The organism is Phytohabitans houttuyneae (assembly GCF_011764425.1).
Classification (GTDB): domain Bacteria; phylum Actinomycetota; class Actinomycetes; order Mycobacteriales; family Micromonosporaceae; genus Phytohabitans; species Phytohabitans houttuyneae.
The window spans coordinates 2,533,212-2,557,500 of sequence record NZ_BLPF01000002.1 but is presented as its reverse complement, the minus strand read 5'-3'; the positions used below and the strand labels follow the sequence as shown (position 1 = coordinate 2,557,500).

26 protein-coding genes are annotated in these 24,289 nt (G+C 73.0%); 4 read left to right on the top strand and 22 right to left on the bottom strand.

Annotation, left to right across the window (positions count from 1 at the left end):
• Window positions 1-131 precede the first annotated feature (131 nt).
• On the top strand, window positions 132-692 hold the full coding sequence (locus tag Phou_RS34610; protein WP_246274052.1) for a sigma-70 family RNA polymerase sigma factor: 561 nt from the start codon (window positions 132-134) through the stop codon (window positions 690-692).
• Window positions 693-850: 158 nt separating this feature from the next.
• On the opposite strand, the gene Phou_RS34605 is transcribed toward Phou_RS34610, so the two are convergent.
• The 12 genes from Phou_RS34605 to Phou_RS34555 all read right to left on the bottom strand — a co-directional run bounded on the left by Phou_RS34605 (window position 851) and on the right by Phou_RS34555 (window position 9,238).
• Window positions 851-1,036 (bottom strand): hypothetical protein, encoded by a 186-nt coding sequence (locus tag Phou_RS34605; RefSeq protein WP_173064206.1) that lies wholly within the window; start codon window positions 1,034-1,036, stop codon window positions 851-853.
• Window positions 1,037-1,167: 131 nt separating this feature from the next.
• A complete protein-coding gene (locus tag Phou_RS34600; RefSeq protein ID WP_173064203.1) occupies window positions 1,168-2,028 on the bottom strand; it encodes a M48 family metalloprotease in 861 nt (286 codons plus the stop codon).
• Entirely contained in the window at window positions 2,025-2,357 is a 333-nt protein-coding gene (locus tag Phou_RS34595; RefSeq protein WP_246274051.1) for a BlaI/MecI/CopY family transcriptional regulator, read from the bottom strand. Before Phou_RS34595 ends, Phou_RS34600 begins: the two co-directional genes overlap by 4 nt.
• Window positions 2,358-2,579: 222 nt before the next feature.
• Entirely contained in the window at window positions 2,580-3,383 is an 804-nt protein-coding gene (locus Phou_RS34590) for a 1-phosphofructokinase family hexose kinase (protein WP_246274050.1), read from the bottom strand.
• A complete protein-coding gene (locus Phou_RS34585) occupies window positions 3,380-4,012 on the bottom strand; it encodes an ROK family protein (RefSeq protein WP_371872225.1) in 633 nt (210 codons plus the stop codon). The genes Phou_RS34590 and Phou_RS34585 overlap by 4 nt, the downstream gene beginning before the upstream one ends.
• The gene (locus Phou_RS34580) at window positions 3,958-4,185 is read right to left on the bottom strand and encodes a DUF4832 domain-containing protein (RefSeq protein ID WP_218579342.1); all 228 of its coding nucleotides are present in this window, start codon (window positions 4,183-4,185) and stop codon (window positions 3,958-3,960) included. The genes Phou_RS34585 and Phou_RS34580 overlap by 55 nt, the downstream gene beginning before the upstream one ends.
• Window positions 4,182-4,640: a spherulation-specific family 4 protein gene (locus tag Phou_RS34575; RefSeq protein ID WP_173064194.1), complete on the bottom strand. Its 459-nt coding sequence runs from the start codon at window positions 4,638-4,640 to the stop codon at window positions 4,182-4,184. The genes Phou_RS34580 and Phou_RS34575 overlap by 4 nt, the downstream gene beginning before the upstream one ends.
• 98 nt (window positions 4,641-4,738) lie before the next feature.
• Window positions 4,739-5,551, bottom strand: a complete 813-nt coding sequence (locus Phou_RS34570; RefSeq protein ID WP_173064191.1) for a carbohydrate ABC transporter permease — start codon at window positions 5,549-5,551, stop codon at window positions 4,739-4,741.
• Window positions 5,544-6,413: a carbohydrate ABC transporter permease gene (locus Phou_RS34565; protein WP_218579341.1), complete on the bottom strand. Its 870-nt coding sequence runs from the start codon at window positions 6,411-6,413 to the stop codon at window positions 5,544-5,546. Before Phou_RS34565 ends, Phou_RS34570 begins: the two co-directional genes overlap by 8 nt.
• A complete protein-coding gene (locus tag Phou_RS54700) occupies window positions 6,398-6,526 on the bottom strand; it encodes a hypothetical protein (RefSeq protein ID WP_281365115.1) in 129 nt (42 codons plus the stop codon). Before Phou_RS54700 ends, Phou_RS34565 begins: the two co-directional genes overlap by 16 nt.
• 6 nt (window positions 6,527-6,532) lie before the next feature.
• Window positions 6,533-7,798, bottom strand: coding sequence for an ABC transporter substrate-binding protein (locus Phou_RS34560; protein ID WP_173064185.1), 1,266 nt, complete (start codon window positions 7,796-7,798; stop codon window positions 6,533-6,535).
• 276 nt (window positions 7,799-8,074) lie between these two features.
• Window positions 8,075-9,238 (bottom strand): ROK family transcriptional regulator, encoded by a 1,164-nt coding sequence (locus Phou_RS34555; protein ID WP_173064182.1) that lies wholly within the window; start codon window positions 9,236-9,238, stop codon window positions 8,075-8,077.
• Window positions 9,239-9,320: 82 nt separating this feature from the next.
• On the opposite strand from Phou_RS34555, the gene Phou_RS34550 reads away from it, so the two are divergent.
• Window positions 9,321-10,580 (top strand): Gfo/Idh/MocA family protein, encoded by a 1,260-nt coding sequence (locus Phou_RS34550; RefSeq protein WP_173064179.1) that lies wholly within the window; start codon window positions 9,321-9,323, stop codon window positions 10,578-10,580.
• A gap of 296 nt (window positions 10,581-10,876) precedes the next feature.
• On the opposite strand, the gene Phou_RS34545 is transcribed toward Phou_RS34550, so the two are convergent.
• Window positions 10,877-11,317: a cytidine/deoxycytidylate deaminase family protein gene (locus Phou_RS34545; protein WP_173064176.1), complete on the bottom strand. Its 441-nt coding sequence runs from the start codon at window positions 11,315-11,317 to the stop codon at window positions 10,877-10,879.
• A gap of 338 nt (window positions 11,318-11,655) precedes the next feature.
• Between Phou_RS34545 and Phou_RS53490 the strand changes: the two genes are divergently transcribed.
• Together Phou_RS53490 and Phou_RS34540 are read left to right on the top strand one after the other, a co-directional pair.
• Window positions 11,656-12,153 (top strand): hypothetical protein, encoded by a 498-nt coding sequence (locus tag Phou_RS53490; protein ID WP_246274049.1) that lies wholly within the window; start codon window positions 11,656-11,658, stop codon window positions 12,151-12,153.
• Window positions 12,090-15,137 (top strand): family 78 glycoside hydrolase catalytic domain, encoded by a 3,048-nt coding sequence (locus Phou_RS34540; protein ID WP_246274048.1) that lies wholly within the window; start codon window positions 12,090-12,092, stop codon window positions 15,135-15,137. Before Phou_RS53490 ends, Phou_RS34540 begins: the two co-directional genes overlap by 64 nt.
• 115 nt (window positions 15,138-15,252) lie before the next feature.
• Here the strand turns inward: Phou_RS34540 and Phou_RS34535 are convergent, their stop codons facing one another.
• The 9 genes from Phou_RS34535 to Phou_RS34495 all read right to left on the bottom strand — a co-directional run bounded on the left by Phou_RS34535 (window position 15,253) and on the right by Phou_RS34495 (window position 24,185).
• A complete protein-coding gene (locus tag Phou_RS34535; RefSeq protein ID WP_173064173.1) occupies window positions 15,253-15,453 on the bottom strand; it encodes a hypothetical protein in 201 nt (66 codons plus the stop codon).
• Window positions 15,454-15,464: 11 nt separating this feature from the next.
• Window positions 15,465-15,794, bottom strand: coding sequence for an ArsR/SmtB family transcription factor (locus Phou_RS34530; protein WP_173064170.1), 330 nt, complete (start codon window positions 15,792-15,794; stop codon window positions 15,465-15,467).
• Window positions 15,781-16,215: an SRPBCC family protein gene (locus tag Phou_RS34525; RefSeq protein ID WP_173064167.1), complete on the bottom strand. Its 435-nt coding sequence runs from the start codon at window positions 16,213-16,215 to the stop codon at window positions 15,781-15,783. The genes Phou_RS34530 and Phou_RS34525 overlap by 14 nt, the downstream gene beginning before the upstream one ends.
• A 364-nt stretch (window positions 16,216-16,579) precedes the next feature.
• Complete coding sequence (locus tag Phou_RS34520; protein WP_173064164.1) at window positions 16,580-16,873, bottom strand: hypothetical protein; 294 nt, start codon at window positions 16,871-16,873, stop codon at window positions 16,580-16,582.
• A gap of 740 nt (window positions 16,874-17,613) precedes the next feature.
• Window positions 17,614-18,372, bottom strand: a complete 759-nt coding sequence (locus Phou_RS34515; RefSeq protein ID WP_218579408.1) for an ABC transporter ATP-binding protein — start codon at window positions 18,370-18,372, stop codon at window positions 17,614-17,616.
• Window positions 18,369-20,246, bottom strand: a complete 1,878-nt coding sequence (locus Phou_RS34510) for a dipeptide/oligopeptide/nickel ABC transporter permease/ATP-binding protein (RefSeq protein ID WP_173064161.1) — start codon at window positions 20,244-20,246, stop codon at window positions 18,369-18,371. Before Phou_RS34510 ends, Phou_RS34515 begins: the two co-directional genes overlap by 4 nt.
• A 4-nt stretch (window positions 20,247-20,250) precedes the next feature.
• Window positions 20,251-21,273: an ABC transporter permease gene (locus Phou_RS34505; protein ID WP_218579340.1), complete on the bottom strand. Its 1,023-nt coding sequence runs from the start codon at window positions 21,271-21,273 to the stop codon at window positions 20,251-20,253.
• A 2-nt stretch (window positions 21,274-21,275) separates the two neighbouring features.
• A complete protein-coding gene (locus tag Phou_RS34500) occupies window positions 21,276-22,865 on the bottom strand; it encodes an ABC transporter substrate-binding protein (protein WP_173064158.1) in 1,590 nt (529 codons plus the stop codon).
• A gap of 90 nt (window positions 22,866-22,955) precedes the next feature.
• Complete coding sequence (locus Phou_RS34495; RefSeq protein WP_173064155.1) at window positions 22,956-24,185, bottom strand: metal-dependent hydrolase family protein; 1,230 nt, start codon at window positions 24,183-24,185, stop codon at window positions 22,956-22,958.
• Window positions 24,186-24,289 lie beyond the last annotated feature (104 nt).

The following is a 24,289-nucleotide window of genomic DNA, read 5'->3' as shown; positions in this document are numbered from 1 at the left end:
GCCACCTCCTCTAGATAACGGTAATCTACAACCGTTACCTAGCGATGTAAATGCCCGACCCGGCCGGGAACCAACGGCGCCTCCGGCACGACTATCCGTGGAGGCCGGCCCCATCCCCCCGTGGAGGCACCGTGGACGACGAGACGCGGACGACGCAGCTGGCGCTGGACGCGGGCCAGGGCGACAGGGCCGCGGCGGCGGCGTTCGTGCGCGCCACGCAGCAGCAGGTGTGGCGGTTCGTCGCGCACCTCGCCGGCCCCGCCGAGGCGGACGACCTGACCCAGGAGACGTACGTGCGGGCGCTGCGCAGCCTGCCCCGTTTCGCGGCCCGCTCCTCGGCGCTCACCTGGCTGTTCGCGATCGCCCGGCGGGTCGTCGTGGACCACCGCCGCACCGCCGCCGCCCGCCCGCGGCTCGCCACCCTCGACGACTGGCCGGCCGCGGCGGACGCGCGGGCGGCGGGAGCGTTTCCGGTCGAGGACGGCGTGGTGCTGCGCCACCTGCTGGCCGCGCTCACCCCGGAGCGGCGCGAGGCGCTGGTGGCCACCCAGGTGCTCGGCCTGTCCTACGCCGAGGCCGCGCGGGTGTGCGACTGCCCGGTGGGCACGATCCGGTCCCGGGTGGCCCGCGCCCGCGACGACCTCATCGCCGCGATGACCGACACCGACGCCGGCCGGAGCCGCCTCGGCTAGGCCCTGTTCGGAAAAGCCTTGCCGGGCTGCGCCGGGCCCAGACGACGCCCGGCGGCGTCGGGCGCAAGGCCGCGTACAACACCGGTATGCGACCTTGTACCCGACTTGCCGGCAAGCCTGCACTCCGGCTCGCCTCGACAATCCTTTTCAAACAGGGCCTAGGTGCCGGGGCGGCCGGTGTGGGGGCGGCGGTCGTGCCGGGCGGTGGTGCTGCGCCGGCGGCCCAGCCCGTGCGCCCTCGGCGCCGGATCCCGGTGCCGGCCCCGGTTTGGCGGCCCCGGTTTGGACGGGAGGTCCGCCCCGTCCTCGCCGTCGTCCTCCGGCTGCTCACCGCGCACTGCCATCCAAAGACCCCCTTGGTCGATTCAGCGTCCATCATGGACCGAGAAAAGACTGACCGATCGCACAGGCGGTGCGAGCGGACACCGCGGGGTCGGCTTCGCGACGGCGCCGGGCGGTGCCTGCTCGCCTCGGGTCAGGTAGCCAGCCAGGCCGCGCCGACGAGGAGCACCTCGGCCACCGCGACCGCGACGACGGCGAGCACGGCGGCGGCCACCACACGACGGCCGGCCCGCCGGTCCCGGTCGCCGTCCGGTGCGGGAAGACTCAATGCCCGTACCCGATGGAGGATGTCGGAGCGCCGCGCACCGGTCGTCGCCGGCGCGGGACGCCGCCCCGCGAGCGCCGCGCGGGCGACGGCGCGGGCGACCAGCGCGCGGTCGCCGACCACCGCGGCGGCCTCCTCGTCGGCCCACCGCTCGGCCTGGTGGGCGACCTCGTCACGGACCGGCGCGAGGAACGGGTCGACGGCCGCGGCGGCCGCCGCCCAGGAGACGAACCGGTGGTGGCGCCGCGTCAGGTGCGCCCGCTCGTGGGCGAGCATGGCCCTGCGCTCGCCGGCGTCCAGCGCCCGCAGCATGCCGGTGGTGACCAGCACGTGACCCGGGCGGCCGGGCACCGCGACCGCGTGCGGCTCGTCCCATTCGGCGACGACGACGCCGCTGCCGCGCGGGCGGCCGACACCGCGCAGCCGCCGCCGCACCGACCGGCGCACGGTCACGTCGCCGGCCAGCCGCCACAGCCCCCAGGCCAGCAGCACCGCGGCCGCGGCGGCGAGCGGACCCGCGCCACCATCCTCTGTGGACAGTGGGAGCAGGTCCTCCACGAGCGTGGAGGCGAGCATCAGAAGGCAGGCCGCGTACCCGGCGGACGCGAGCACCGCCGCCGCGGTGAGGCCACGGGTGGCGGCCTCGGGCGGTGCGCGCCGTACCGCCCGCGGCGCCGCGATCGCCAGCAGCACCGACAGCGCCACCGGCAGCGGCACGGCGAGGCTCACGGCCCGATCCCGGCCAGCAGCGCCCGCAGCAGCGCGGCGTCGGCCGCGTCGAACCCGCCCACGAACTGCGGCACCGCGCTGCGCCGCGGCCGGCGCCCGGCAAGCGCGGCCCGCATCCGCCGCGCGGCGTCGGCCGCGGCCTCGCGCATCGGCCAGTACACGTGGCCCCGCCCGTCCGGCCGGCGGGCCACCACCCCCATCTCCCACAGCCGGACGAGTGTCGTCTGCACCGACTCGTACCCCGGCTCCGACCCGAGTGCCGCCTGCACCTGGGCCGGACTGAGTGGTACGTCGGCCGCCGCGAGCGCCGCCACGACCTCGGCTGTCAATGCGCCATGCGCACGGTGTCCCCTCACCGCTCACCTCCAGGTCCCGCTCGCTCAACGCACGAGGGCGCGAAGCGTAACGTGCGCGAGACAGGTCGGGCAGCGGCGCGGTGCCGGATTTGTGCCGGTTCGACAATGTCCTTTATGGACGCCGCGGAAGCACGGAGACGTGCGCGCGCAGGCGCCGCCATTCGTCCAGCTCGATCTCGCCCGCCACCGGGGAGGTCACCGCGGCCGCGGACAGCGCCACCGCGTCGACGAGGCGCTCCGGCCACGGCTGCGCCCGCACCACGCCCGCGCGAGGGCGGCCACGCACGCGTCGCCGGCGCCGGTGGCGTTGCCGGGCAGCGGCCGCGCCAGCGCGGCGGTCCAGCTGCCGGCCGAGGTCGAGGCGACGAGCCCGGCCTCGCCGTGCGAGGAGACCACGTCGCGGGCGCCGAGCCGCTGCGGCGGGGCGCCGAGGCCGGCGAGCTCGTCGGCGTTCGGCTTGACGAGGTCGGGTCCGGCGGCCAGGCCGTGGCGCAGCGCCGGCCCGTCGGCGTCGAGGATCGTGGCGGCGCCGGCCGCGCGGGCCACCTCGACGAGCCGGGCGTACGCGTCCGCCGGCACGCCCCGCGGCAGCGAACCGGCGAGCACCACGAGGGCGGCCCGGCGGACCAGCGCGGGATACCCGGCGAGGAAGGCGGCCCACTCCCCCGCCGTCACCTCCGGCCCCGGCTCCCAGAAGCCGGTCGCGCCGGTGGGTGCGGCGACGACGACGGTACGGCGGGTCTCGCCCGCGATCGGCGTGAACGCCTCCTCGATCCCGGCCGCCGCCAGCTCGGCGCGCAGGCGGGCGCCGGTGCCGCCGCCGGCCAGCCCGGCCGCCACGACCGGTTCGCCGAGCGCGTGCAGGACGCGGGCGACGTTGACGCCCTTGCCGCCGGGCCGGCTGGCCACGCCGTCGACGCGGTGGGTGGCGCCGGGCACGAGGGCGGGCACGGCGTATGTGAGGTCGAGGGCGGGGTTGAGCGTGACGGTGAGGATCATCGGGCACCCTCCGCGAGCAGGCCGGCTCCCAGACAGCCTGCCTCGTCGCCGAGCGCCGCAGCCACCACCCACGGCTCCCGCAGGAAGGGCAGCCGCTGCCGCAGCGCCGCCCGCAGCGGGTCGAGCAGCGCCGCGCCGGCGCGGGACAGGCCACCGCCGACCACGACGAGGTCCGGGTCGAGCAGCACGTTGTCCGCGTGCCGCCCGGCACCCAGGCGCGCCTCGGCCAGGGCGCCGGCACGCACGTCGTGGCCGAGCGCCGCGGGCAGGTCCAGGTGGTCGGTGAGGAGGTCCCGCAGCGGTACCTCCCGCAGCGGCAGGTTCGCCGCCTTGACCGCCACGCCCCGCGCCTCGTCGACGACGCCGGGCACGACGACGCCGGCGGCGGTCGGCACGCATCCCTCGGCGCGCGCCCGCTCGGCCAGCCCGCGCGCCACGTCAAGGATCGCGCCGACAAGGTCCGCCCGGCCCGCGGTGGGGTGCCGCTCGCGGTGCCGGAGCACGCCGCCGCGGCCGACGAGGGCGCACTTCATCTGGGTACCGCCCACGTCGACCGCGACGACCACCTCCCGGGTCAACCGACGGTCACCGTGCGCAGCAGGTCGTTGAAGCCGGTGGCCGGCTCCCACACTCCCGTGTTCGCCAGCCGGATCGCGTACTCCGGCCGGGTCGCGAGGCCCGCGCGCGGGTCGGGGAGGTTGAGCAGCAGCCGGTAGCTGCCGGCCGGTACGCCGGACAGCGACACCGACTGGCTGACCGTGGTGGTCGTACCGGCCGCCCACCGCCGCGGGTCGGCGTTCAACGCTCGCTTGTGGACAGTGCCGGTGGCGGTGTTGCGCAGCCGTCGCCGCCGTGAAGCCGGTACCACGTCTCGATGTCCTGCTGCACCTGCGCCGACCAGGCGGCCGGCGCGGTGTCGCCGAGGCGGGTGGCCCGGCCGGTCGTGCCCAGGTACCCCGTCGGCACGTAGCCGAGCACGGTCACACCCGCCGCCTTCGCCGCGGCGATGGCGGCGCCGTAGTTGGGGTCGCGGGTCTTGCCCGGCCCGGAGAACGGGTTGGCGACGGCGATGCCGGTGCCCGGACCGGTGAGTCGCCGCCACAGGGCGGCGCCGTCGCCGCCGGGGTAGAAGTACGCGGGTACCGCGAGGCGCTGTCCGATGTGGTGCTCGCCGGCAGCCGCCGGCCGCGGTGTGGCGAGTGGCGCGACGGCCAGGACCAGCGCAGCGGCCACCACCCGGCCATGCCAACGGGACACTGCCTGCCACGCTCCGTCGCTCGGCGCGCGTCCGCCGTCGTGCGCAAGGCCCGTAGCCTCGCGACTCCCGCTCATGTCGGCTCCGTTTCTGTGTGAGGTCAGCCCTTGTTGCCGCTGAGCGTGATGCCGGCGATGAAGTGGCGCTGCATCACCACGAAGATCGCGATGACCGGCAGCGAGGCGAGCAGCGAACCGGCCATGAGCACCGGGTAGTCGGTCTGGAACTGGCCCTGCAGCGAGGCGAGTCCCGCGGACAGCGTCATCTTCTCCGGGTCGGTGTTGACGACCAGGGGCCAGAAGAGGTCGTTCCAGGACCACAGGATGGTGAGGATGGCGAGCGCCAGCAGGCCGGGCTTGGCCAGCGGGAGCATGACGGACCAGTAGATGCGCAGCGGCGAGGCGCCGTCGAGGCGGGCGGCCTCGTCGAGCTCCTTGGGCAGGCCGAGGAAGAACTGCCGGAGCAGGAACACGCCGAACGCGCTGAACAGCCCGGGGACGATCAGCGCCTGGAGGGAGTTGAGCCAGCCGAGCTTCGCCATGATCTCGTACTGCGGGATGATGAACAGCGGCGGCGGGACCATCAGCACCGACAGGAAGACGCCGAAGATGAGGTTGCGGCCGGGAAACTCAAGGCGGGCGAACGCGTACGCGGCCATCGAGCAGAACAGCAGCTGCCCGACCGTGCGCCCGGCCGTCATCAGCACGGTGTTGAGAAACTGGTCGCCGAACGGGAGCAGCTCGAAGACCTGCCCGTAGTTGCCCCACCGCCAGTCCGGCAGGAGCGAGGGCGGCACCTTGGTGGCGCTGGAGAGCGTCTTGACGGAGGTGAGAAACTCCCACAGGAACGGAATCACCATCAGCGCCGCGCCGATCGCGAGCACCGCGTGCGTGCCGGCGTGCCGTCTACCCATAGTGGACCCACCTCTTCTGCAGGCGGAACTGTACGGCGGTCAGCACCACGATGAGCGCGAGCAGCGCCATCACGATCGCGGCCGCGTAGCCGCGGTCGTTGGTGTAGAACGCCTTGTCGTAGAAGAGCGCGACGATCGTCTGGATCCGCGGGTAAGCGGGGTTGTTGCGGGCCGACTGGCCGCTGCCGCCGATCACGTACACCAGGTCGAAGAGCTGCAGCGAGCCGATCACCGAGATGACCGAGACGAAGAAGATGGACGGGGACAGCAGTGGGAGCGTCACCTTGCGAAACTGGGCGAGCGGGCCGGCGCCGTCGATCGCGGCCGCCTCGTAGTACTGGCGCGGGATGGCCTGCATGCCGGCGAGGAAGATGACCAGGTTGTAGCCGACCGTCGTCCAGATGCCGACGGCGGCGAGGGCGTAGAGCGCGGTGGCCGGGTCGGCGATCCAGTGTGGACCGTCGATGCCGGCGAGGGAGAGCACGTAGTTGATGAGCCCGTACTCGCCGTTGTATAGCCACCGCCACACCATCGCGACCGCCACCGGCATCGTCACGACCGGCAGGAAGAACAGCGTCCGGTACACCGAGACGCCGCGCAGCCGCCGCCGGTTGAGCAGCGCGGCGAAGACGATGGCCACCGGGATGCCGGCGAGGCCCAGCAGGGTGTAGAGGGCGGTGTTGCCGAGGGCCCGCAGCACCTCCTCGTCGCCGGCGAGCGTGCGGTAGTTTTCCAGCCCGGTCCACTCGTGCCCGCCGAACGGCCCCCACTCGGTGAACGAGAAGTAGGCGGTCTGCAGCACCGGCCACAGGTAGAACACGGCCAGGCCGATCCCGGTGGGGGCGATCAGCAGGTACCCCACAGCGCCTCGCTCCCCCGGCGCCGCCACGACCTGCGCCGCCGCTGTCGCGCGGTGGCCGGGGCGGGCACCGCGGCGGGGTTGGCCCGCGCGGTGCCCGACTCGGTGACCAGCATTCCGGTTTACTCCTTCGCCAGCAGCGCGTTCATGTCGGCGGCCAGCGCCTTGGCGGCGGTGTCCACGTCGACCTCGCCGCTGTACGCCTGGGTCAGGTGCTTGGCCTCGACCTCGTTCCACGCGGCGGTGTTGCGGGAGACCGGGTACGGCACCGCGTAGGCGACCGCGTCGAGGAACAGCTGCACCTTGAACTGCTTGTTGGCCTCGGCCCATGAGGTCTGCGTGCCGGTGTAGGCCGGGATGGGTCCCTTGCGGCCGAGGATCTCGGCGGCCGGCTGTGAGCCGAGGTACCTGACGAACTCCCACGCCTGCTCGGGGTGCGAGGTCTTCGCGGAGACGACGTTGGCCAGGCCGTGGATGATGGTGGCCTTCTTGGCGCCGGCCGGCAGCGGCGCGACGTCCACTCTGGACCTGGTGTACTCGTTCTTGCCGAACTCGGCGACGTTCCACGAGCCGCCCCAGTACATGGCGAGCTTGCCGGACTCGAACAGCTGCAGCGGCTGGGTGTCGGTCATCGTCTTGAGGTCGGGCGACTGCTTGGCCTTGATGAGGTCGGTCCAGAAGCGCAGGCCCTCGACGGTCGCCGGCTGGTCGTAGCCGGAGGTCCTGCCGTCGGGCGAGATGACCTGCCCGCCGGCCTGGTAGATGGTGTTGTAGTAGTACTCCTGGCCGGAGAGGTTGGCGCCGACCGCGTAGACGCCCTTGGCGGGGTTGGTGAGCTTGGCGGCGGCGGCCTTGAAGTCGGCCCAGGTCCAGTCGTCGGCGGGGTAGGCGACCTTCGCCGCGTCGAAGAGCTCCTTGTTGTACCAGACGCCGATCGTGTCGAAGTCCTTCGGCAGCCCGTAGAGCTTGCCCTCGAACGTGTACAGGTCGACGAGCGCCTTGGGGTACACACCCGTGTCGAGCTTGGCGTCCGCGACCTTGTCGGACAGCGGCATGATGACGCCGTTGTCGGCGAAGAGCTGGATGTTGGGCCCGTTCATCCAGAAGACGTCCGGTGCCGCTCCCCCGGTGACCGCGGCGCGCAGCTTGGTCCAGTAGTCGGCCCACGGGGTCATCTGCACGTCGATCGTGATGCTGGGGTGTTCCTTCGTGAACGCGGCCGCCAGCTCCTCCATCACCGGCACCTGGTTGACGTCCCACACCGCGTACGACAGCGTCACCGGGCCGCCGTCGCCGCCCGCCGGCTCGTCGTCGCCGCACCCCGCGGCGGTGAGGGCGAGCGTGGCTGCCACCATCGCGGTGAGCCCCAGCCGCACTGGTCTGAACATATCGGGGTACCCCTCTCGGGCAAGAGACTCAGGTCACACGTCGAGATACCCACTATTAATAGTCTCCTTCATAAGTCTGTCAATACTCACCCGAGTCCGCACACTCTGCGTTGCGCACTTGCGCCCGCTTTCCGCGCGTCGCGCTTTGCGCGTGCGTGTGCTTCGCGCGCTCGCGCCCTCTGCGCGTGCGTGCGCTTCGCGCGTTGATCAGGGAGTTGGTGGGCGCGTCGTGCGGCGTGCCGCTCCACGAGGTCCCTCATCAACCGCCCGCGGGGCTCAGCGCGGCGGTTCCGGGGCGGCCAGGCCGCTGCCGGGGTCGAAGATGTGCCGCTCCAGGTGATCCAGCGCGTGCTTCACCGCGCCGACCGCGACCGCGTCCTCGCCGAGCGCCGACTGGAGCACCTCGGGCGTGCGGATGCAGCGCTTGTCCAGCTCCCGGCGGAACGGCTCGAGGATCACGTCGGCCGACCGGGAGAAGCCGCCGCCCACGACGACGAGCTGCGGGTCGAGGGCGAGGACCAGCGCAGACGCGCCGAGGGCCAGGTCCTTGACGTACCGCCGGACGGCGGCCAGCGCGCTCCGGTCGCCCTCCCGCGCGGCGGCGAAGACGAAGCCGGCGCTGTCGTCCGGGTCGGCGCCGTCCGGCGTGCCGGGCCAGTCCCGCAGGTGCTCCTGCGCCCGGATCCAGCCCATCTCCGGCAGCGCCCCGATCTCGCCCGCCGCGCCGCCGAAGCCGCGGTGCGCCTGGCCGGCGATGATCAGGCCGGCGCCGGTGCGCAGGCCGGCGAGCAGGTACACGACGTCCCGCGCGTACCGCGCGACGCCGCGCCAGGTCTCGGCCAGCGCGGCCAGCCGGCTGTCGTTTTCCACCAGGACCGCGCCGGACACCAGGCGCCGCAGGTGCTCGGCCAGGTGCAGGCCGGTCCACTCGGGCAGCGCCACGGACAGCGCGACCCGGCCCGTGGCGTCGACGAGGCCGCTGGTGGCGACCGTGGTGGCCCACATCTCCGCCCCGGTGCGGCCGGCGCCCGCCAGGCACTCGGCGACGACCTTGTCGACGACGGCGAGCCGGTCGGCGCGGCCGGCGGCGGGCGACACCGGCTGGCGGGTGCCGAACTGGGTCTGCCCGTCGAGGTCGGCGACGATCGCGCGCACGGTGTGGCCGCCGATGTCGACGCCGAGCACCCAGCCCGCGTCGGACCGGAAGCGGTAGCGCCGCGCGGGGCGCCCCATCGTGCCGGCCGCCGGGTCGACCTGCGCGACCCAGCCCTGCGCCTCCAGCTCGCGCACCACGTCCTCGGTGGCCGGGCGGGACAGGCCGGCGGCGCGCGCCACCTCGGTCAACGTCCGTGGCGGCTGGCGGCGCAGCGCGTGCACGACGGCGAGCGTGTTGAGCTGTCGCAGCCGCGAAAGGTCCCCGCCGGCGAACTGTCCGGTCACCTGCCCACCCCTTGACGTCCGGGTCTTGCGTGCCTACTAATGATGGATACTTTCTAAAGTAGCTCCAGCGGAAGGCGCGGTAATGACTGTAGACGGGGTACGGCTGGTCGTGGCGGGCGCGGGGCTGAGGGGCATCGGCTACGCCCGCCGCGCCGCCGCGTCCGGGCGGGCGCGGGTGGTCGCCGTCGCCGAGCCCGATCCGGGGCGCCGCGCGCAGTTCGCGGCCGAGTTCGGCATCCCGGCGGAGCGGGCGTTCACGGACTGGCACGACCTGGCCGCCGCCGGCCGCATCGGCGACGCGGTGGTCGTGGCCACGCAGGACCAGATGCACGCCGACCCGACGGTCGCCTTCGCCGAGCTGGGTTATCACATCCTGCTGGAAAAGCCGATGGCCACGACCGAGGAGGACGCGCTGCGCATCGCCGCCGCGGTCGACAAGGCCGGCGTCATCTTCGGCGTGTGCCACGTGATGCGGTACACGCCGTATTCGACAGCGCTCAAGCGCCTGCTCGACGAGGGTGCGATCGGGCGGCTGGTCAGCGTGCAGCACCTGGAGCCGATCGGGTGGTGGCACTACGCGCACTCGTTCGTCCGCGGCAACTGGAGCAACAGCAGCACCTCCGCCCCGCTGCTGCTCACCAAGTCCTGCCACGACATCGACTGGCTGCTGTACCTCTTCGGCACCGCACCCACCAGGGTCAGCTCGTTCGGCGGCCTGCGCCACTTCCGGCCCGACCAGCGGCCGGAGGGCGCCACGGACACGTGCCTCACCTGCCCGGTCGAGCCGACGTGCCCCTACTCGGCGCCCCGCCTGTACCTGTCCTGCCTCGGCGACCCGGACCGCGAGTTCTGGCCGCTGTCGGCGGTCACCTCCGACCACACGGCGCAGGGCGTGGAGGCGGCGCTGCGCACCGGGCCGTACGGGCGCTGCGTCTACACCAGCGCCAACGACGTGGTCGACCACCAGGTCGTCACGATGTCCTTTGCGGACGGTGCGACGTGCGCGTTCACGCTCACCGCGTTCACGCCGATGGAGGGGCGGCACACGCGGCTGTTCGGCACGCACGGCTACATCGACGGCGACAACACGCTGCTGCACGTGACCGACTTCCGCACCGGCGAGCGGCGCACGATCGACACCGGCGAGGCGCCGAGCGGCACCGGCGGCGACGGCCACCACGGCGGCGACCTCGCCATCACGGACGCCTTCATCGCCGCGGTGGCCGAGGGCGACCCGTCGCTGCTGCCGTCGGACGCCGCGTCGAGCCTGCTCAGCCACCGGGTGGTCTGGGCGGCCGAGCGTGCCCGCACGACCGGCACGATCGTCGACCTGCCGGCGTAGGTCGCGCAGCGCCGGGCGGTCGCTGCGGCGGTCCGCCGTGGGGTGCATTCAGGTGGGCGGTCGTGGCGGGTGGCGCCGGCTCGCGTGGGCGGCGCCGGGCCCGAACGGCCGCGGTCGTGCCGGCGGTCCTTGTCGTGGCGCGCCGGCGGGCCCGGACGGACACCGAGGCCAGCTTCGGCGGCACGCAGCCCGCAGCGAAACCAGAGCACGCCGTGCGAAGGCGCAGCGGGCGGCGACGGCCGCGAAACAAGCCAAGCCGCACCGCGACACGACCCGCCCTCACCCATGGCGCGAGATCAGACGCCGAGGTGGGCGTTCACGGCGCGCGCCCCCGCGGCGAACTCGGGCAGCTCGACCACCTCCACCCCCGCCCCGGTCAGCAGCGCCACGCCCTCGCACGTGACGAAGAGGTCAGGCTCGCGCCAGGCGATCACCACCCGGCGGATGCCGGCGGCCAGGATCAGGCTCGTGCACGGTGGACGGGAGGCGGCCGTGCGCTTACTGCACGGTTCGAGCGTGCTGTAGAGCGTGGCCGCCGCGAGCCGGGGATCGCCGGTGAGCCCGGCGAGGGCGGACTCCTCGGCGTGTACCAGTGGGTCGTTGTCCCGGGACCACCCGGCGGCGATGGGTTGCCCGGCCGCGTCGACGAGCACCGCGCCGACCGTGAACGCGCGGTACGAGCGTGGTGACCGGCGCGCGAGGTCGACGGCGTGGCTCATCCACCGGCCGTGGTCCATGGGGGCAGTTTCACACGCGGGCACCGCGCCGGTGGCGGCGCATCGAGCGGCGAGAACCCACCGCGCACGCCAGGCCCCGCGGCGCACGGCGCCGACCCATCGAAGACCGTTCAATAAAGACTCTTGAATGTTTCCGCCGGATCGGCCTATCCTGACGGAGCCATGGCATTGAACCGTTTAAATCGTTGACTGACTCCCGCGCCTCTTCACCCACCGAGGAGAGCCCGCATGTCCTCAACCCTGCGGTTCGCCATGGCCTCTGTCCTGGCCATCGCGACCATCCTGCCCCGTCCGCAACCGCTGTCGCCGCCGCACCCGCCCAGAAGCGCGTTGAAACGTTGGCCAACGCGCGCTGGATCTGGTTTCCCGAAGGCGACCCCGCGGCCTCCGCACCGGCCGCCACCCGCTACCTGCGCCGCACGTTCACCGCGCCGGCCGGCCCGTACACCGCCGCGCACCTGGTCGTGACCGGCGACGACACCGTCGACGTCTGGCTCAACGACACGTGGCTCGCCGTCTCCCCGCGCGCCACCGACTCGTGGCGCCAGGCCATCCGCGTCGACCTTTCCGCCGCGCTGCGGCCCGGCGCCAACACGCTCACCCTCGCCGCCCGCAACACCAGCCAGGGCCCGGCGGGCGTCGTCGGGTACCTGGACATCGCCGCGGCCGGCGGTACCGTCGCTCTCGTCACCGACGGCGGGTGGCAGGCGGCGAACGCGGTGCCGCACGCGTGGGTCGCCGCCCGCGACCTCGGCGCGTACGGCACCGGCCCGTGGGGCACGGGCGTCCAGCTCCCCACCACCGGCGCCTCCTCCCCGTCACCGTCACGGGGCTGACCACCGAGCGGCGCGCCAACCCGCTCGGTGTCGACGCCGCCCGGCCGCGCTTCGGCTGGCAGCTGGCCAGCACAGCGAACGGCCAGGTACAGGGCCGGTACCAGGTCACGGTCGGCACGACCGCCGGCGCGGCGGATGTCTGGGACAGCGGCGAGGTCGCCTCGCGCGCCTCCGTCGACGTGCCGTACGGCGGTCCGGCCCTGGCCGCGAACCGCACGTACCACTGGCGGGTCCGGGTGTGGGACGCGCACGGCCGCGCGAGCGGGTGGAGCGCCCCGGCCCGCTTCGACACCGCGCCGTCCGGCTGGACCGCCGACTTCATCGGCGCGCCCGGCACCGCCGGGCTCGACGGCGCCTCCTGGATCTGGTACCCGGAGGGCGACCCCGCGGTCGACGCGCCGGTCGCGACCCGCTACTTCCGCCGCGCCTTCGACGTGGCCGCACCGGGCCGGGCGGTGCTGGTCGTGACCGGCGACGACACCGCCGACGCGTGGGTCAACGGCGTCAAGGTGGCCGCCTCCCGCCGGGTCACCGACTCGTGGAAGCGGGCCACGACGATCGACGTCACCGCGCACCTGCGCGCCGGGCGGAACACGATCGCGCTCGCCGCGCAGAACACCTCGGCCAGCCCCGCCTCGGTGATCGCCAAGCTGCAGGGCGCGGTCACGGTGCCGACCGACGCCTCGTGGAAGGCGTCGCAGAGCGGGTCCGCCGGCTGGGAGCAGCCGTCTTTCGACGACGGTGCCTGGCCGGCCGCGCGGGTGAGCGCCGCCCACCTCGCCGGCCCGTGGGGCAACCAGGTCCTGGTACCGGCCCCGGCGCCCCGCCTCGGCAAGACCTTCACCGTCGGCAAGCCGGTGGCCCGGGCGCGGCTCTTCGCGACCGCACTCGGCCTGCACGAGACGTACCTCAACGGGGTCAAGGTGAGCGCGGAACGGCTCGCGCCCGGCTGGACCGACTACACCAAGCGCCTGCAGTACCGCGGCTACGACGTGACCGCCGCGCTCCGGCAGGGCGACAACACGCTCTCCGCGCTGCTCGGCAACGGCTGGTACGCCGGGAGCCTCGGCTTCGCCGGCAGCCGCCGGTACGGCACGTCGCCGTGGTACTCGGCGCAGCTGATCGTCGAGTACACGGACGGCACCCGCGGCGAGGTGCGCACCGACGGCTCGTGGACGTGGACGAGCAGCCCGATCGTCTCCGACGACCTGTACCACGGCGAGGACCAGGACGCGCGGATCGCGGCCGGGCCGGCCCAGGCGGTCACCGTCCACACCGGACCGAGGCCGCGCCTGGTCGCGCAGGTGGACCCGGGCGTGACCGTGCGGCAGGAGCTGCGGCCGGTGCGCCTGACCCAGCCCCGGCCCGGTGTGTGGATCGCCGACCTGGGGCAGAACTTCGCCGGCTGGAACCGCCTGCGGGTCAGCGGCCCGGCCGGCACGACCGTGACGCTGCGGCACGGCGAGATCCTCAACCCGGACGGCACGCTCTACACCGCCAACCTGCGCGCGGCCCAGGCGACGGACACGTTCACGCTCGCCGGGCGGGGCGTGGAGACGTTCGAACCGTCGTTCACTGTGCACGGCTACCGCTACGTGGAGCTGACCGGCTTCCCTGGCACGCCCACAGTGGACAGCCTCACCGGCCTCGCGGCGTGGACGGCGGGCGCGGAGACCGGCACGTTCACCACGTCCGACCCGCTGGTCAACCAGCTCCAGCACAACATCCTGTGGGGCGCACGGTCGAACCTGCTGTCGATACCGACCGACTGTCCACAGCGGGACGAGCGGCTCGGCTGGACCGGTGACATCGCGGCGTTCGGCGCCACCGCCACGTTCAACTTCGACACGCACGGGCTGCTGGCCAAGTTCGCCGACGACATGGTGGACGCGCAGCGCGCGGACGGCGCGTTCACCGACGTCGCGCCGGACGTGCTCGGCTGGGCCGGCAAGGCGGGGTGGGGCGACGCGGGCGTCATCGTGCCGTACGTGCTGTGGCAGCGCTACGGCGACCTGTCCGCGGCCGACCGGCACTTCGACGCGCTAGCCCGCTGGGTCGACTACCTGCGCGCCACCTCGGGCGCCGACCTGATCCGCAACCAGGAGACGTACGGCGACTGGCTCAACGTCGACGACCCCACCGGCAACGACCTGACCAGCACCGCGTTCTTCGGCTGGTCGGCGCGTCTCGTCGCGCGGATGGCGGCGGCCACCGGGCGCACCGAGCGGGCGGCGGCGTACCACGCTCTGGCCGACCAGGTCGCGGCGGCGTTCACCAACCGGTTCGTCGCGGCCGACGGGACGGTCGGCAACGGCAGCCAGACCGGGTACGTGCTCGCGCTCGCCTTCGGCCTCGTCCCTCCACAGCGGACACAGGCGGTCGCGGACCGGCTCGCCGCCAAGGTGGCGTCCCGCGACGGGCACCTGTCGGTCGGCTTCATGGGCGTGGAGAACCTGCTGCCGGTCCTGGCCGAGCACGGGCACCTCGACACCGCGTACCGCGTGCTGCAGCAGCCCGGCTACCCCGGCTGGGGCTACATGGGCGCCCGCGGCGCGACCACCATCTGGGAGCGGTGGGACGGCATCCGCACGGACGGCACGCTGCAGGACCCCGGCATGAACTCGTTCAACCACTACGGCCTCGGCTCGGTCGGCGACTGGCTGTACCGCACGGTCGGCGGCCTCGGCCCGGCCGCCCCCGGCTACCAGCGGCTGCTCGTCGCGCCGAAGCCGGGCGGCTCGCTCACCGCCGCGACCACGTCACTGGCGACGCGGTACGGCCCCGCGCGCACCGAGTGGAGCCGCGGCGGGACGGGGCTGACGCTGCGGGTGACGGTACCGCCGAACACGACCGCGACCGTCCACGTGCCGGCGGCGTCGGCGGCCGCGGTGACCGCGCCGGCGGAGGCCGTGGCGCAGGGCTGGTCCGGTGGCGCGGCCGTGTACGCGCTGCCGTCCGGCTCGTACACGTTCACCGTCGCCTGAACCGCGCGACCCGGCCGGCCCTGTCCGCGGGCCGGCCGGCGAGCCACTGCTCGCGGGACACCACCTCGGGCAGGTTGCCCGTGCTCGCCATGTCGGTCACCCCTTCGCCGGTCGGTTACGACGCCGCCGGGACGCAGGTGGCGCGCGGCTCGACGCGGTCGGCGAGGCGGCGCAGGACCGTCGCGGTCAGCCGGCGCATCGCGTGGCGGCGCGGCCGGGCGGGTCGCTCGGGCCTCGTGCGCGCCCCGGGCCGGGCGGACAGCACGTGTTCCTTCGTCGCGCGGTCAGCCATGATCATCGCGGTCGGGTCGAACATTTGGTCCTCCCTCAGGTCAGCTGGTCACGCAGGGCCGCGAGCGGGCCGTCCCAGTCGCGGGCGAGCGCGGCCAGAAACTGCTGCGCCACCTTCATCGGCGCGGAATCCACCCGGTAGCGCACCCGGCGCCGCTCGCCCGGCTCGGCCACCACCAGGCCCGCGTCGGCCAGCAGGGCCAGGTGCTTGGCGATGGCCTGCCGGCTGATCGGCAGCTGGGCGGCCAGGTCGGTGGCGGTGGCCGGCCCGCCGGCGGCGAGCGCGGCGAGGATGCCCCGCCGGCTCGGGTCGGCCAGGGCGGAGAAGACCTCCTGGGCCACCGCCTCCGGGTCAGGCTTGTCCATCGAGGTACGCCACGAGCTCGCCCAGCTCGTTGGTCCAGCCGGTGGTGTTGCCCGAGAAGGCCGCCTTGTGCTCGTCGTCCGGCATCTGCGCGAACCCGCTCTCCACCATGGTCAGCGTGGTCCCGGTGCCGGTCGGCTCCAGCGTGAACTCCACATAGGTCCGCCGCGGGTCACCCTCGGGCAGGCCGTAGATCGGCCACGTGTACGCGAACACCCTCGGCGGCTCGAGCCGCTCGATCGTGAGCGTCGCGGTGTCGCCGCTGTCCCAGCTGAGCTTGGCCAGGCCGCCGACCCGCAGGTCGACCTCGGCCCGGTTGCCGAACCAGGTGCCCAGACCCTCCGCGCTGGTCAGCGCCGCCCACACCCGCTCCGGCGGGTGGGCGATCTCCAGCGTGCGCTCGATCCGGTCGGGGAATGCCATGTCCGCCTCCTATAGCAACCATTCAGTTGCCACTCACACTATAGCAATCGCCCGGTTGCGTCAACAGGCCGCATCCGGTCGCGGTGGCCAGGCCCGCGCGCGGGAGGCCGACCGGCCGGTCGGTGCGCTTCCGGTCCAGTGTGGACCCCCGTCCGCGTCACCTGCGGACCGCTCGCTCCCGCGGGCACCGCTGCGGTCGGCGGCTCGCAGGGCTCGCCGAAACCCCCGACCTCCGCTGCCGGGTCCGCGGGTCAAGCGCAGGTCCGCGCGCAGTCACCGCCGTCCCGTCGCCCCCGGGTGGTCAAACCGCGCCGTCGCACGATCATGGCGTCCCCCACGATCATGGCCCAACCGCGTCCCACGATCATGCCTTCCACCGCTCGATCACGGCGTCCACCACTCGATCACGGCGTCCGCCACGCAATCGTGGCGTCCGCAGCATGATCACGGCATGCTTCGGAATCCTGGGCGCCCGAAGCGTGATCATGGCGCGCCGCGTAACGACGGCGCGCGCCGCACGATCATGGCGTGCACAGCACCGCCATCGCATCCACAGCGCGACCATCGGCGTCCACAGCACCACGAACGCGCATCCACAGCGCGAGCATTGCGTCCACAGCGCCACCATCGGCGTCCACAGCACCACCATGGCGTGCACAGCGCCGCCACCGCGTCCACAGCGTCTGCCGCGCGACCATCGTGTGCCGAGCGACCACGGCGCCCGGCCACACGACCATGGCGTGCCGCGTAATCATGGCGTCCGCAGCGGGATCATGGTTTGCACGGGGAACCTCGACTTTCGGAGAGTTGGATTGGCTTGCCGTGCGACAGCTTCCGGCGTCCTCCCAGCTCACGGTGCTCACGCCGCGGTAGCCGGCTCTACGGGATAGGGGCGTTGGCCAGGCAAGACGCAAGACCCACCTGTCTTGATCGTCCCCTCCCGTGCTTCTGCAGGTCTTTCGAGACGGGAGTGCGCGAGTCCGCCCGCGGTTCGGCGCCGTCGTCGCGGTCTGTGACTGTCGATCTGGTGCAGGTGGTGTGAGCTACGAGATCTTGGTCAGTTGGCGCGCCATATCGACGCCAACTTGCCAAGATCTGCCCGAGCGGGCTCCTGGGCTGAGCTGGGCGACCACGGAGGGTGAGGCGGCGGCGGGGCCAGCCGCGGCAGCGCCAGGATCATGCCTGGCGGGCGGCGCCGCGGGCCCGCGGAGGGTGAGGCCGCGGGAACGCACCCCAAGAAACGCTCCGCTGCACTCCACGTTTCCCGGGGCCCCGCGCAGCGGTCTGGACCACGACGGGCATCGCGGTAGCTCGAATCTGGTGTGGTGGAAACCGTGGCCACGTCGAAGCCGGCACCCCGACGCGGCGCGGACGCGGCCGGAAGCGGGCCGGCGGTCGCTAGGCGGCGGGGTGCAGCTGCGGGATCGCGGCGAGCAGTTCCCTGGTGTAGGGATGGCGGGGCGCGGCCAACACCTCGTCGACCGGGCCGGTCTCGACGATCACGCCTTCGCGCATGACCGCGATGTCGTCGCTGATGTAGCGGACGACGGCGAGGTTGTGCGAGATGAAGAGCATCGAGAAGCGTTCAGCGGCGAGGATGCCGCGCAGGACGTTGAGCACCTGGGCCTGCACGGACACGTCCAGCGCGGAGGTGATCTCGTCCGCGATGAGCACGCCGGGGCGGGCGGCGAGTGCGCGGGCGATCGCGACCCGCTGGCGCTGGCCGCCAGAGAGGCGGCGGGGCAGGCGCTGGGCCAGGTCGGGTGAGAGCGAGACGAGTTCCAGCAGGCGGGTGACCTCGGCGGCCCGTGCGCGGGGTGGGAGGTCGCCTAGCGCTTCGAGGCCTTCGCGGATGATGCCGCCGACGGACATGCGCGGGTTGAGCGAGCCGAACGGGTCCTGGAAGATCATCTGCACGCGGCGGGCACGTTCGCGGGCGGAGAGGCGGCGGACCTCGTAGCCGCCCACCGTGATGGTGCCGGCGTGCACCGGCGCGAGGCCGAGCACGGCGCGGGCGATGGTGGACTTGCCCGAGCCTGACTCGCCGACCAGGCCGAGCACCCGGCCGTCGGTGACGTCGAGGTCCACATTGTCCACGACGGTCCGCCCTCCATATCGGACGGTCAGGCCGCGGACGATAAGAGCGCCGCTGTTCACAGCGTTCCTCCTTGTGGGTGCCAGCACGCCGCCAGGTGCCCGTCGGCCAGCGGCGCGAGGGCTGGCATCTGCTCGACGCAACGGTCGGTGGCGAACGCGCACCGGCTCGCGTACGGGCATCCGGTGGGCAGGTCGGAAAGCGACGGCGGCCGCCCCGGGATCGTGGCGAGGTCGGTGGAGCGGTCGGTCGCCATGTCGGGCACCGACGCGATCAGCGCCCGCGTGTACGGGTGCGCGGCCGCCCGCAGCAGGCTCGCCACCGGAAGGTCCTCGACGACGACGCCGGCGTACATGACGACGACCCGCTCGCAGACGTTGGCGATGACGGAGATGTCGTGGGAGATGAGCAGGATCGCCGCGCCCGCGTCCCGGTTGATGGCCAGCAGCAGGTCGAGGATCTGCCGCTGCACGGTCACGTCCAGGGCGGTGGTCGGCTCGTCCGCGATGATGAGGCGCGGCGTCTCCATGAGCCCCATCGCGATCATCGCGCGCTGCCGCATGCCGCCGGAGAACTCGTGCGGGTACTGGCGCAGCCGCCGCCCGGCGTCGGCGATGCCCACCTCGGCGAGCCGGTCCGCGGCGCGGGTGCGGGCGTCCGAGTGGGACAGTCCGGAGTGGACCCGCGCCACCTCGGTGAGCTGGGCGCCGATCCGCATGGCCGGGTTGAGGCTGCTCATCGGGTTCTGGAAGACCATGGCCAGGTTGGTGCCGAGGAAGCGGCGGCGGGCGGCGGGCGCCATAGTGGACAGCTCGGTGCCGAGGAAGCGCATGCGGTCGGCGGTGACCACGGCCGGGTGCTCGACGAGCTGGGCGATCGCCATCACGCTGACGCTCTTGCCGGAGCCGGACTCGCCGACGATGCCGACCCGCTCCCCCGCGGCGACCCGCAGCGCGACGCCGCGTACCGCGGGCAGTTCTCCATTTTCGGAGGGAAAGCCGACCCGCAGGTTCTCGACGTCCAGCAGCACTTCCGCGGGAGGGGCGGAGATGGGCGACAGGCGGCGGGCGGCCGCGGCCATCGCGCGGGCCACCCGTCCGAAGCGGCGGCTGGACTGGTTGTCGCCGAACGCGCCGGCGATCACCTCGCCGAGGAGGCTGAACACGATGCCGGACAGCGCGATCAGCGCGCCCGGCCCGATTGCCGCCATCGGGCTGGTGTAGATGGCTTTGAGGCCGGTGCTGAGCAGGCCGCCCCAGTCGTACTGCGGCGGCCGCGCGCCGAGCCCCAGGAAGCTGAGCGCGGAGATGCCCAGCAGCGAGGTGCCGACCGAGGTCGTGGCGGTGATGATGAGCGGCTCGGCGACGTTGGCGAGGATGTGGCGGCCGACGAGCTTGCGCAGCGGTACCCCCATCGTGCGCGCGGCCGCGACGTAGTCCAGTGAGGCCACGGAGGCGGTGAGGGTCTGGGTGAGGCGGGCGAACATCGGCGCCATCGCGATGCCGACGCCGAGGATCGCGCCGGGCACGCCGATGCCGATGATGGTGCCGACGAACATCGCGGTCAGCAGCGCGGGGAACGCGATCGCCACGTTCACCACCGACTGGAACGCGCTGGTCAGCCGCGGCCCGAAGAGGGCGGCGAGCAGCCCGATCGGCACGCCGACGACGATCGCGATGGCGCTGGCGGCGACCGCGCTGAGCAGCGAGAGGCGGGTGGCCACGAGGCTGCGGGCGAACATGTCGCGGCCGAGCTCGTCGGTGCCGAACCAGTGCTCGCCGCTCGGCGGCTGCCACGCCTTGGCCACGTCGATCGCGTTCGCCTTGTCCGACCAGATGATCGGGCCGGCGATCGCGAGGGCGACGAGCAGGAGCAGGGCGACCGCGGCGAAGGTGCCGGTCGCGGTGGAGAAGACGGTACGGAGCTGCCTGCGCATCGGGTCAGCCCCTCTGCCGCTTGGAGCGCGGGTCGAGCGCGCCGAGCGCGACGTCGATCAGCAGGTTGAGGATGAGCACCGCGCTGGCCAGCAGCACCATGATGGTCTGCACGACGGGGTAGTCGCGGGTGATGAGCGCCTGTACCAGCGCGGTGCCGAGGCCGGGGATGGCGAAGACGTTCTCCACGACGATCGTGCCGGTCACCACGGTGCCCAGCTGCAGGCCGCCGAGGGTGAGCGCGGCGGTGAGCAGGTTGGGCAGGCCGTGCCGCAGGTACACGCGGGTGGCGGGGAGCCGTTTCGCGCGGGCGACGAGCATGTAGTCCTGGTCGAGTACCACGGCGGTGGAGGAACGCACGACGCGCATCATCGTGGCCGCGGAGCCCAGCGTGATCGCGAGCGTGGGCAGCACGAATGATTCGGCGCCGGAGGCGCCGGCCACCGGGAAGACGGTGAACGTCACCGCGAACAGGAAGACGAGTCCCACCGCGACGAGGAAGTCGGGCAGCGCGGCGGCGACGCCAGTGGCCAGGGTGAAGCCGGTCTTGAGCGTCGGGCGGCGGCCGCGGTGGGTGGCGATGCCGACGAGCAGGCCGCCGAGGATGGCGATGACCGTGACGGCCAGCAGCGACAGCGCGACGATCGTGGCGGTGTTGGCGATGCGGGCCTCGACGAGCAGGCTCACCGGCTGCTGGGTGAGCAGCGAGTCGCCGAAGTCGCCGGTCAGCATCCGCCCCCAGTAGTCGAGGTACTGCACGATCAGCGGCTGGTCGAGGCCGAGCTGCTGGCGCCGCTCCTCGACGAGGCTGGCCGGCGCGTCCGGGCCGAGGGCCAGGCGCACCGGGTCGCCGGGGATGAACTGGATCATCAGGAACGTCAGCGTGAGCACCGCCCAGATCGAGACGACCAGGCGGAGCAGCTTCCACAGCAGGCCGCGCGCCCACCCCGGCAGGGTGGTGCGGCGCCGCCGGGGCTCGGGCGGCGATGCGGCGGAGGCCGGGCTCTTGCCGACCTCCGCCATGCTCATCGTCACTTCGGCTGCAGGAGCCGGACGCTTTCAGCGATCGGGCGCCCGCCGAGCGTGTCCATCACCGCGTTCTTGACCACCCAGTTGGTGGGCCAGCTGGCGATCGGGATCATGTCCGCCTCCTCGAAGAGGGACTTCGACGCCGCGGTCCAGCTCTGGCAGGCCGCTTCCTGGGTGGTCGCGGTCCGCGCGGCGGTGACCGCGTCGGTGTAGGCCTTGTTCTGCACGTGGCCCGCGTTGGTGCCGTCCGGCGGGAACGGGCCGGCGAGCAGCCCGATCAGCGTCGACGGGAACGGGTTGCTGAACTGCTGCAGCATCACGTCGTAGTCGCCGGTGGTGAAGACGCGCTGGGTGTAGTCGGCCTGCGCGAACGGGGTGATCGTGGCCTTGGCGCCGATCTTGCCGAACGCGTCCGCCATCAGCTCCGCCGCCGCGGCCGCGCCCGGTGTGGCGGTGCTGTACCCGAGCTGGAACGTGAGCTGCTTGCCGCCCTTGGCCATCACGCCGTCGCCGCCCTTGCTCCACCCGCCGGCCTGCAGCGTCGCCTCGGCGCCGGTGGCGTCGAAGGCCGGTATCGCGGAGGCGGCCGAGACGTCGTCGCAGATCTGCGGCTGCGCGGCCGACACACTGGTACCCGCGTCGGGAAGCAGGCCCTGCGTGACCACCTTGGCCACCGCGCCCCGGTCGAGCGCCTGGGTGAGCGCCACGCGCACCGCCTTGTCCGCGGTGATCCGCCCCGGCTGGTGGTTGAACGAGATCACCACGCCGCCGCTGACGTACGTCTTCTCGGCGGCGCCGGCCGCGGTCAGCCGCGCCCGGTCCTGGCCGTTGACGACCGCGGCGTTGATCGCGCCGGACAGCAGCAGGTTCGCCGCCGTGGACTCGCTGTCGACGATCTTCATGACGACCTGGTCGGGCACGCCGGCGGCGTCGTTGCCCGCGAACCCTTCCCGCTTGGTCATCACGTACTCGCTGTTCGGCGTGGCGGTCTTCAGCACGAACGGGCCGGAGCCGCTGCTCGCGGTGGTGAGGCCGGCCGGGTTGTCGGCGCCGGCGCCGCAGGCCTGGTGCATGAACGACAGCGACGGCAGCAGGTTGCTGAACGGGCCGTTGAGCGTGAGCGTGAAGGTGCCCGCCGCGTCGTCAGCCGCGAACGTGAACTCGCGGTTGGGCAGCGTCGCCCCGATGACCGTCGAGGTGTTCTTCGGGTCCTTGACCCACGCGAAGTTCTTCGCGATCACGCTCGGCGTGATCTTGCTGCCGTCCGAGCAGGTCGCGGCCGGGTCGAGCGTGAAGACGGCCTTGGTGCCGTCGAAGTCCCACTTGGTGGCGAGGCCCGGCCCGATCGACCCGTCCTGCTTGCGGACCACGAGCGGCTGGTACAGGAAGCGGAACAGCCAGTTGGCCGTCGTCGCGGTGTTGTTGAGGGGGTTGAGGGTGCCGGGGTCACCCGCGACGGCGAACGTGAAGGTGCCGCCGCTGGCGAGGTTCCCGTTCGCGGCCGAGCCGCCGTCACCGCTGTCAGAGCAGGCCGAGGTGGCCGCCAGCGCGAGCGCGAGGCCCGCCGCGGCCAGAAGCTGTGGTCTACGCATTTGCCAGGCCTCCGGGAGTGTTGCGTTGGACGCTATGCTATTGCGTCAGACGGAAATACAAGATCCGGAAGCGGAATCTTAACCAGGGAGTTACACAGGCTGGCCGGACGGCTGAGGCCCGCGGCGGACCAGCTTTCCCTTCCGGTACACGCGAAGGATGTTGGCGGGGTAGGCGGAGAAGTCGAACGGGTCGCCGCCGACCACCACGAGGTCGGCCTGCCTGCCGTCGGCGATCGTGCCGACCCGCTCCTCGATGCCGAGCAGCCGGGCGGCCGAGCCGGTGGCCGCCTCCAGCACGCGCAGCGGCGCCAGCCCGCCCTCGGCCATGAGCCGCAGCTCGACAAGGTTCTTGCCGTGCATCTCGGCGGCCGCGTCCGAGCCCATCGCGATCCGCACGCCGGCGTCCACCGCCCGCTTGAACGAGTCGGCCCGCATCGCGTGGTTGGCCCGCGCCTTCTCGGCGATGCCCGGCGCGACCGCGGCGCCCTGGTCGATCCGGTCGATGATGAACTGGCTGACCCCGAGCGTGGGTACCAGCCAGGTGCCGTGCTCCAGCATCAGCGCGATCGCCTCGTCGTCGAGGTCGGTGCCGTGCTCGACCGAGCGCACGCCGGCGCGGATCGCGGCCTTGATGCCGGCCGCGCCGTGCGCGTGCGCCATCGTCGGCACCTCGACGCGGGCCGCCTCGCCCACGATCGCGTCCAGTTCCTCCTGCGTGAAGTGGGCGTGCGCGGGGTTGTCCCGCGGCGAGAAGACGCCGCCGGACGTGTTCACCTTGATGAAGTTGGCGCCGTCGCGGATCAGCTCGCGCACCCGCTTGCGCGCCTCGTCCGGGCCGTCGACGATGCCGGACGGGCGGCCAGGATGCTCCAGCAGGATCTCCGGGGCGTTCCCGCTGGGCAGCCAGTGGTCACCGTGTCCCCCGGTCTGGCTGAGCGCGATGATCGAGATGCGCAGCGCCGGGCCGTCGATCAGGCCGTCGTCCACGGCACGCTGGATACCCAGGTCGGCACCGGACGCGTCACGCACAGTGGTGATTCCGGCGTCCAGGGTCTTTCGGAGGTTCCGTTCCGCCAGGAAAAACTGGTATGAAAACGGATAACCCAGGTTGGCCATGAGGTCGAGGTTGCTGAGGCAGACGTGTACGTGGGCGTCGATGAAGCCGGGCAGCACGGTGGCGCCGGTGAGGTCGACGGTCTCGTCGGCATCGCCGCCGGCATCGAGCCGCAGCGTCTCGCCGTCGATCACCAGGTCCTGTGCGCGCAGGTCCGCCCCGGTCCCGTCGAAGATCCGGGCACCGGTCAGCAGCGTGGTCGCCATGGGCGTCCTCCGAACTTGATCTTTTCGCGGAAGTATAGCGCTGGGCGCAACGGCGTCTTTCCTGGTGTAACCTTCTCGCATGTGTGCGGATGGAGGCCCTGCTC

What these genes read in the sequence shown, in the direction of transcription:
- Phou_RS34545 (WP_173064176.1), bottom strand. Translation starts at nt 11,317, where the DNA reads ATGGACCACGGCCGGTGGATGAGCCACGCCGTCGACCTCGCGCGCCGG.
- Phou_RS34530 (WP_173064170.1), bottom strand. Translation starts at nt 15,794, where the DNA reads ATGGACAAGCCTGACCCGGAGGCGGTGGCCCAGGAGGTCTTCTCCGCC.
- Phou_RS34570 (WP_173064191.1), bottom strand. Translation starts at nt 5,551, where the DNA reads ATGGGTAGACGGCACGCCGGCACGCACGCGGTGCTCGCGATCGGCGCG.
- Phou_RS34495 (WP_173064155.1), bottom strand. Translation starts at nt 24,185, where the DNA reads ATGGCGACCACGCTGCTGACCGGTGCCCGGATCTTCGACGGGACCGGG.
- Phou_RS34510 (WP_173064161.1), bottom strand. Translation starts at nt 20,246, where the DNA reads ATGCGCAGGCAGCTCCGTACCGTCTTCTCCACCGCGACCGGCACCTTC.
- Phou_RS34605 (WP_173064206.1), bottom strand. Translation starts at nt 1,036, where the DNA reads ATGGCAGTGCGCGGTGAGCAGCCGGAGGACGACGGCGAGGACGGGGCG.
- Phou_RS34525 (WP_173064167.1), bottom strand. Translation starts at nt 16,215, where the DNA reads ATGGCATTCCCCGACCGGATCGAGCGCACGCTGGAGATCGCCCACCCG.
- Phou_RS34560 (WP_173064185.1), bottom strand. Translation starts at nt 7,798, where the DNA reads ATGTTCAGACCAGTGCGGCTGGGGCTCACCGCGATGGTGGCAGCCACG.
- Phou_RS54700 (WP_281365115.1), bottom strand. Translation starts at nt 6,526, where the DNA reads ATGCTGGTCACCGAGTCGGGCACCGCGCGGGCCAACCCCGCCGCGGTG.
- Phou_RS34550 (WP_173064179.1), top strand. Translation starts at nt 9,321, where the DNA reads ATGACTGTAGACGGGGTACGGCTGGTCGTGGCGGGCGCGGGGCTGAGG.
- Phou_RS34535 (WP_173064173.1), bottom strand. Translation starts at nt 15,453, where the DNA reads ATGTTCGACCCGACCGCGATGATCATGGCTGACCGCGCGACGAAGGAA.
- Phou_RS34500 (WP_173064158.1), bottom strand. Translation starts at nt 22,865, where the DNA reads ATGCGTAGACCACAGCTTCTGGCCGCGGCGGGCCTCGCGCTCGCGCTG.
- Phou_RS34505 (WP_218579340.1), bottom strand. Translation starts at nt 21,273, where the DNA reads ATGAGCATGGCGGAGGTCGGCAAGAGCCCGGCCTCCGCCGCATCGCCG.
- Phou_RS34590 (WP_246274050.1), bottom strand. Translation starts at nt 3,383, where the DNA reads ATGATCCTCACCGTCACGCTCAACCCCGCCCTCGACCTCACATACGCC.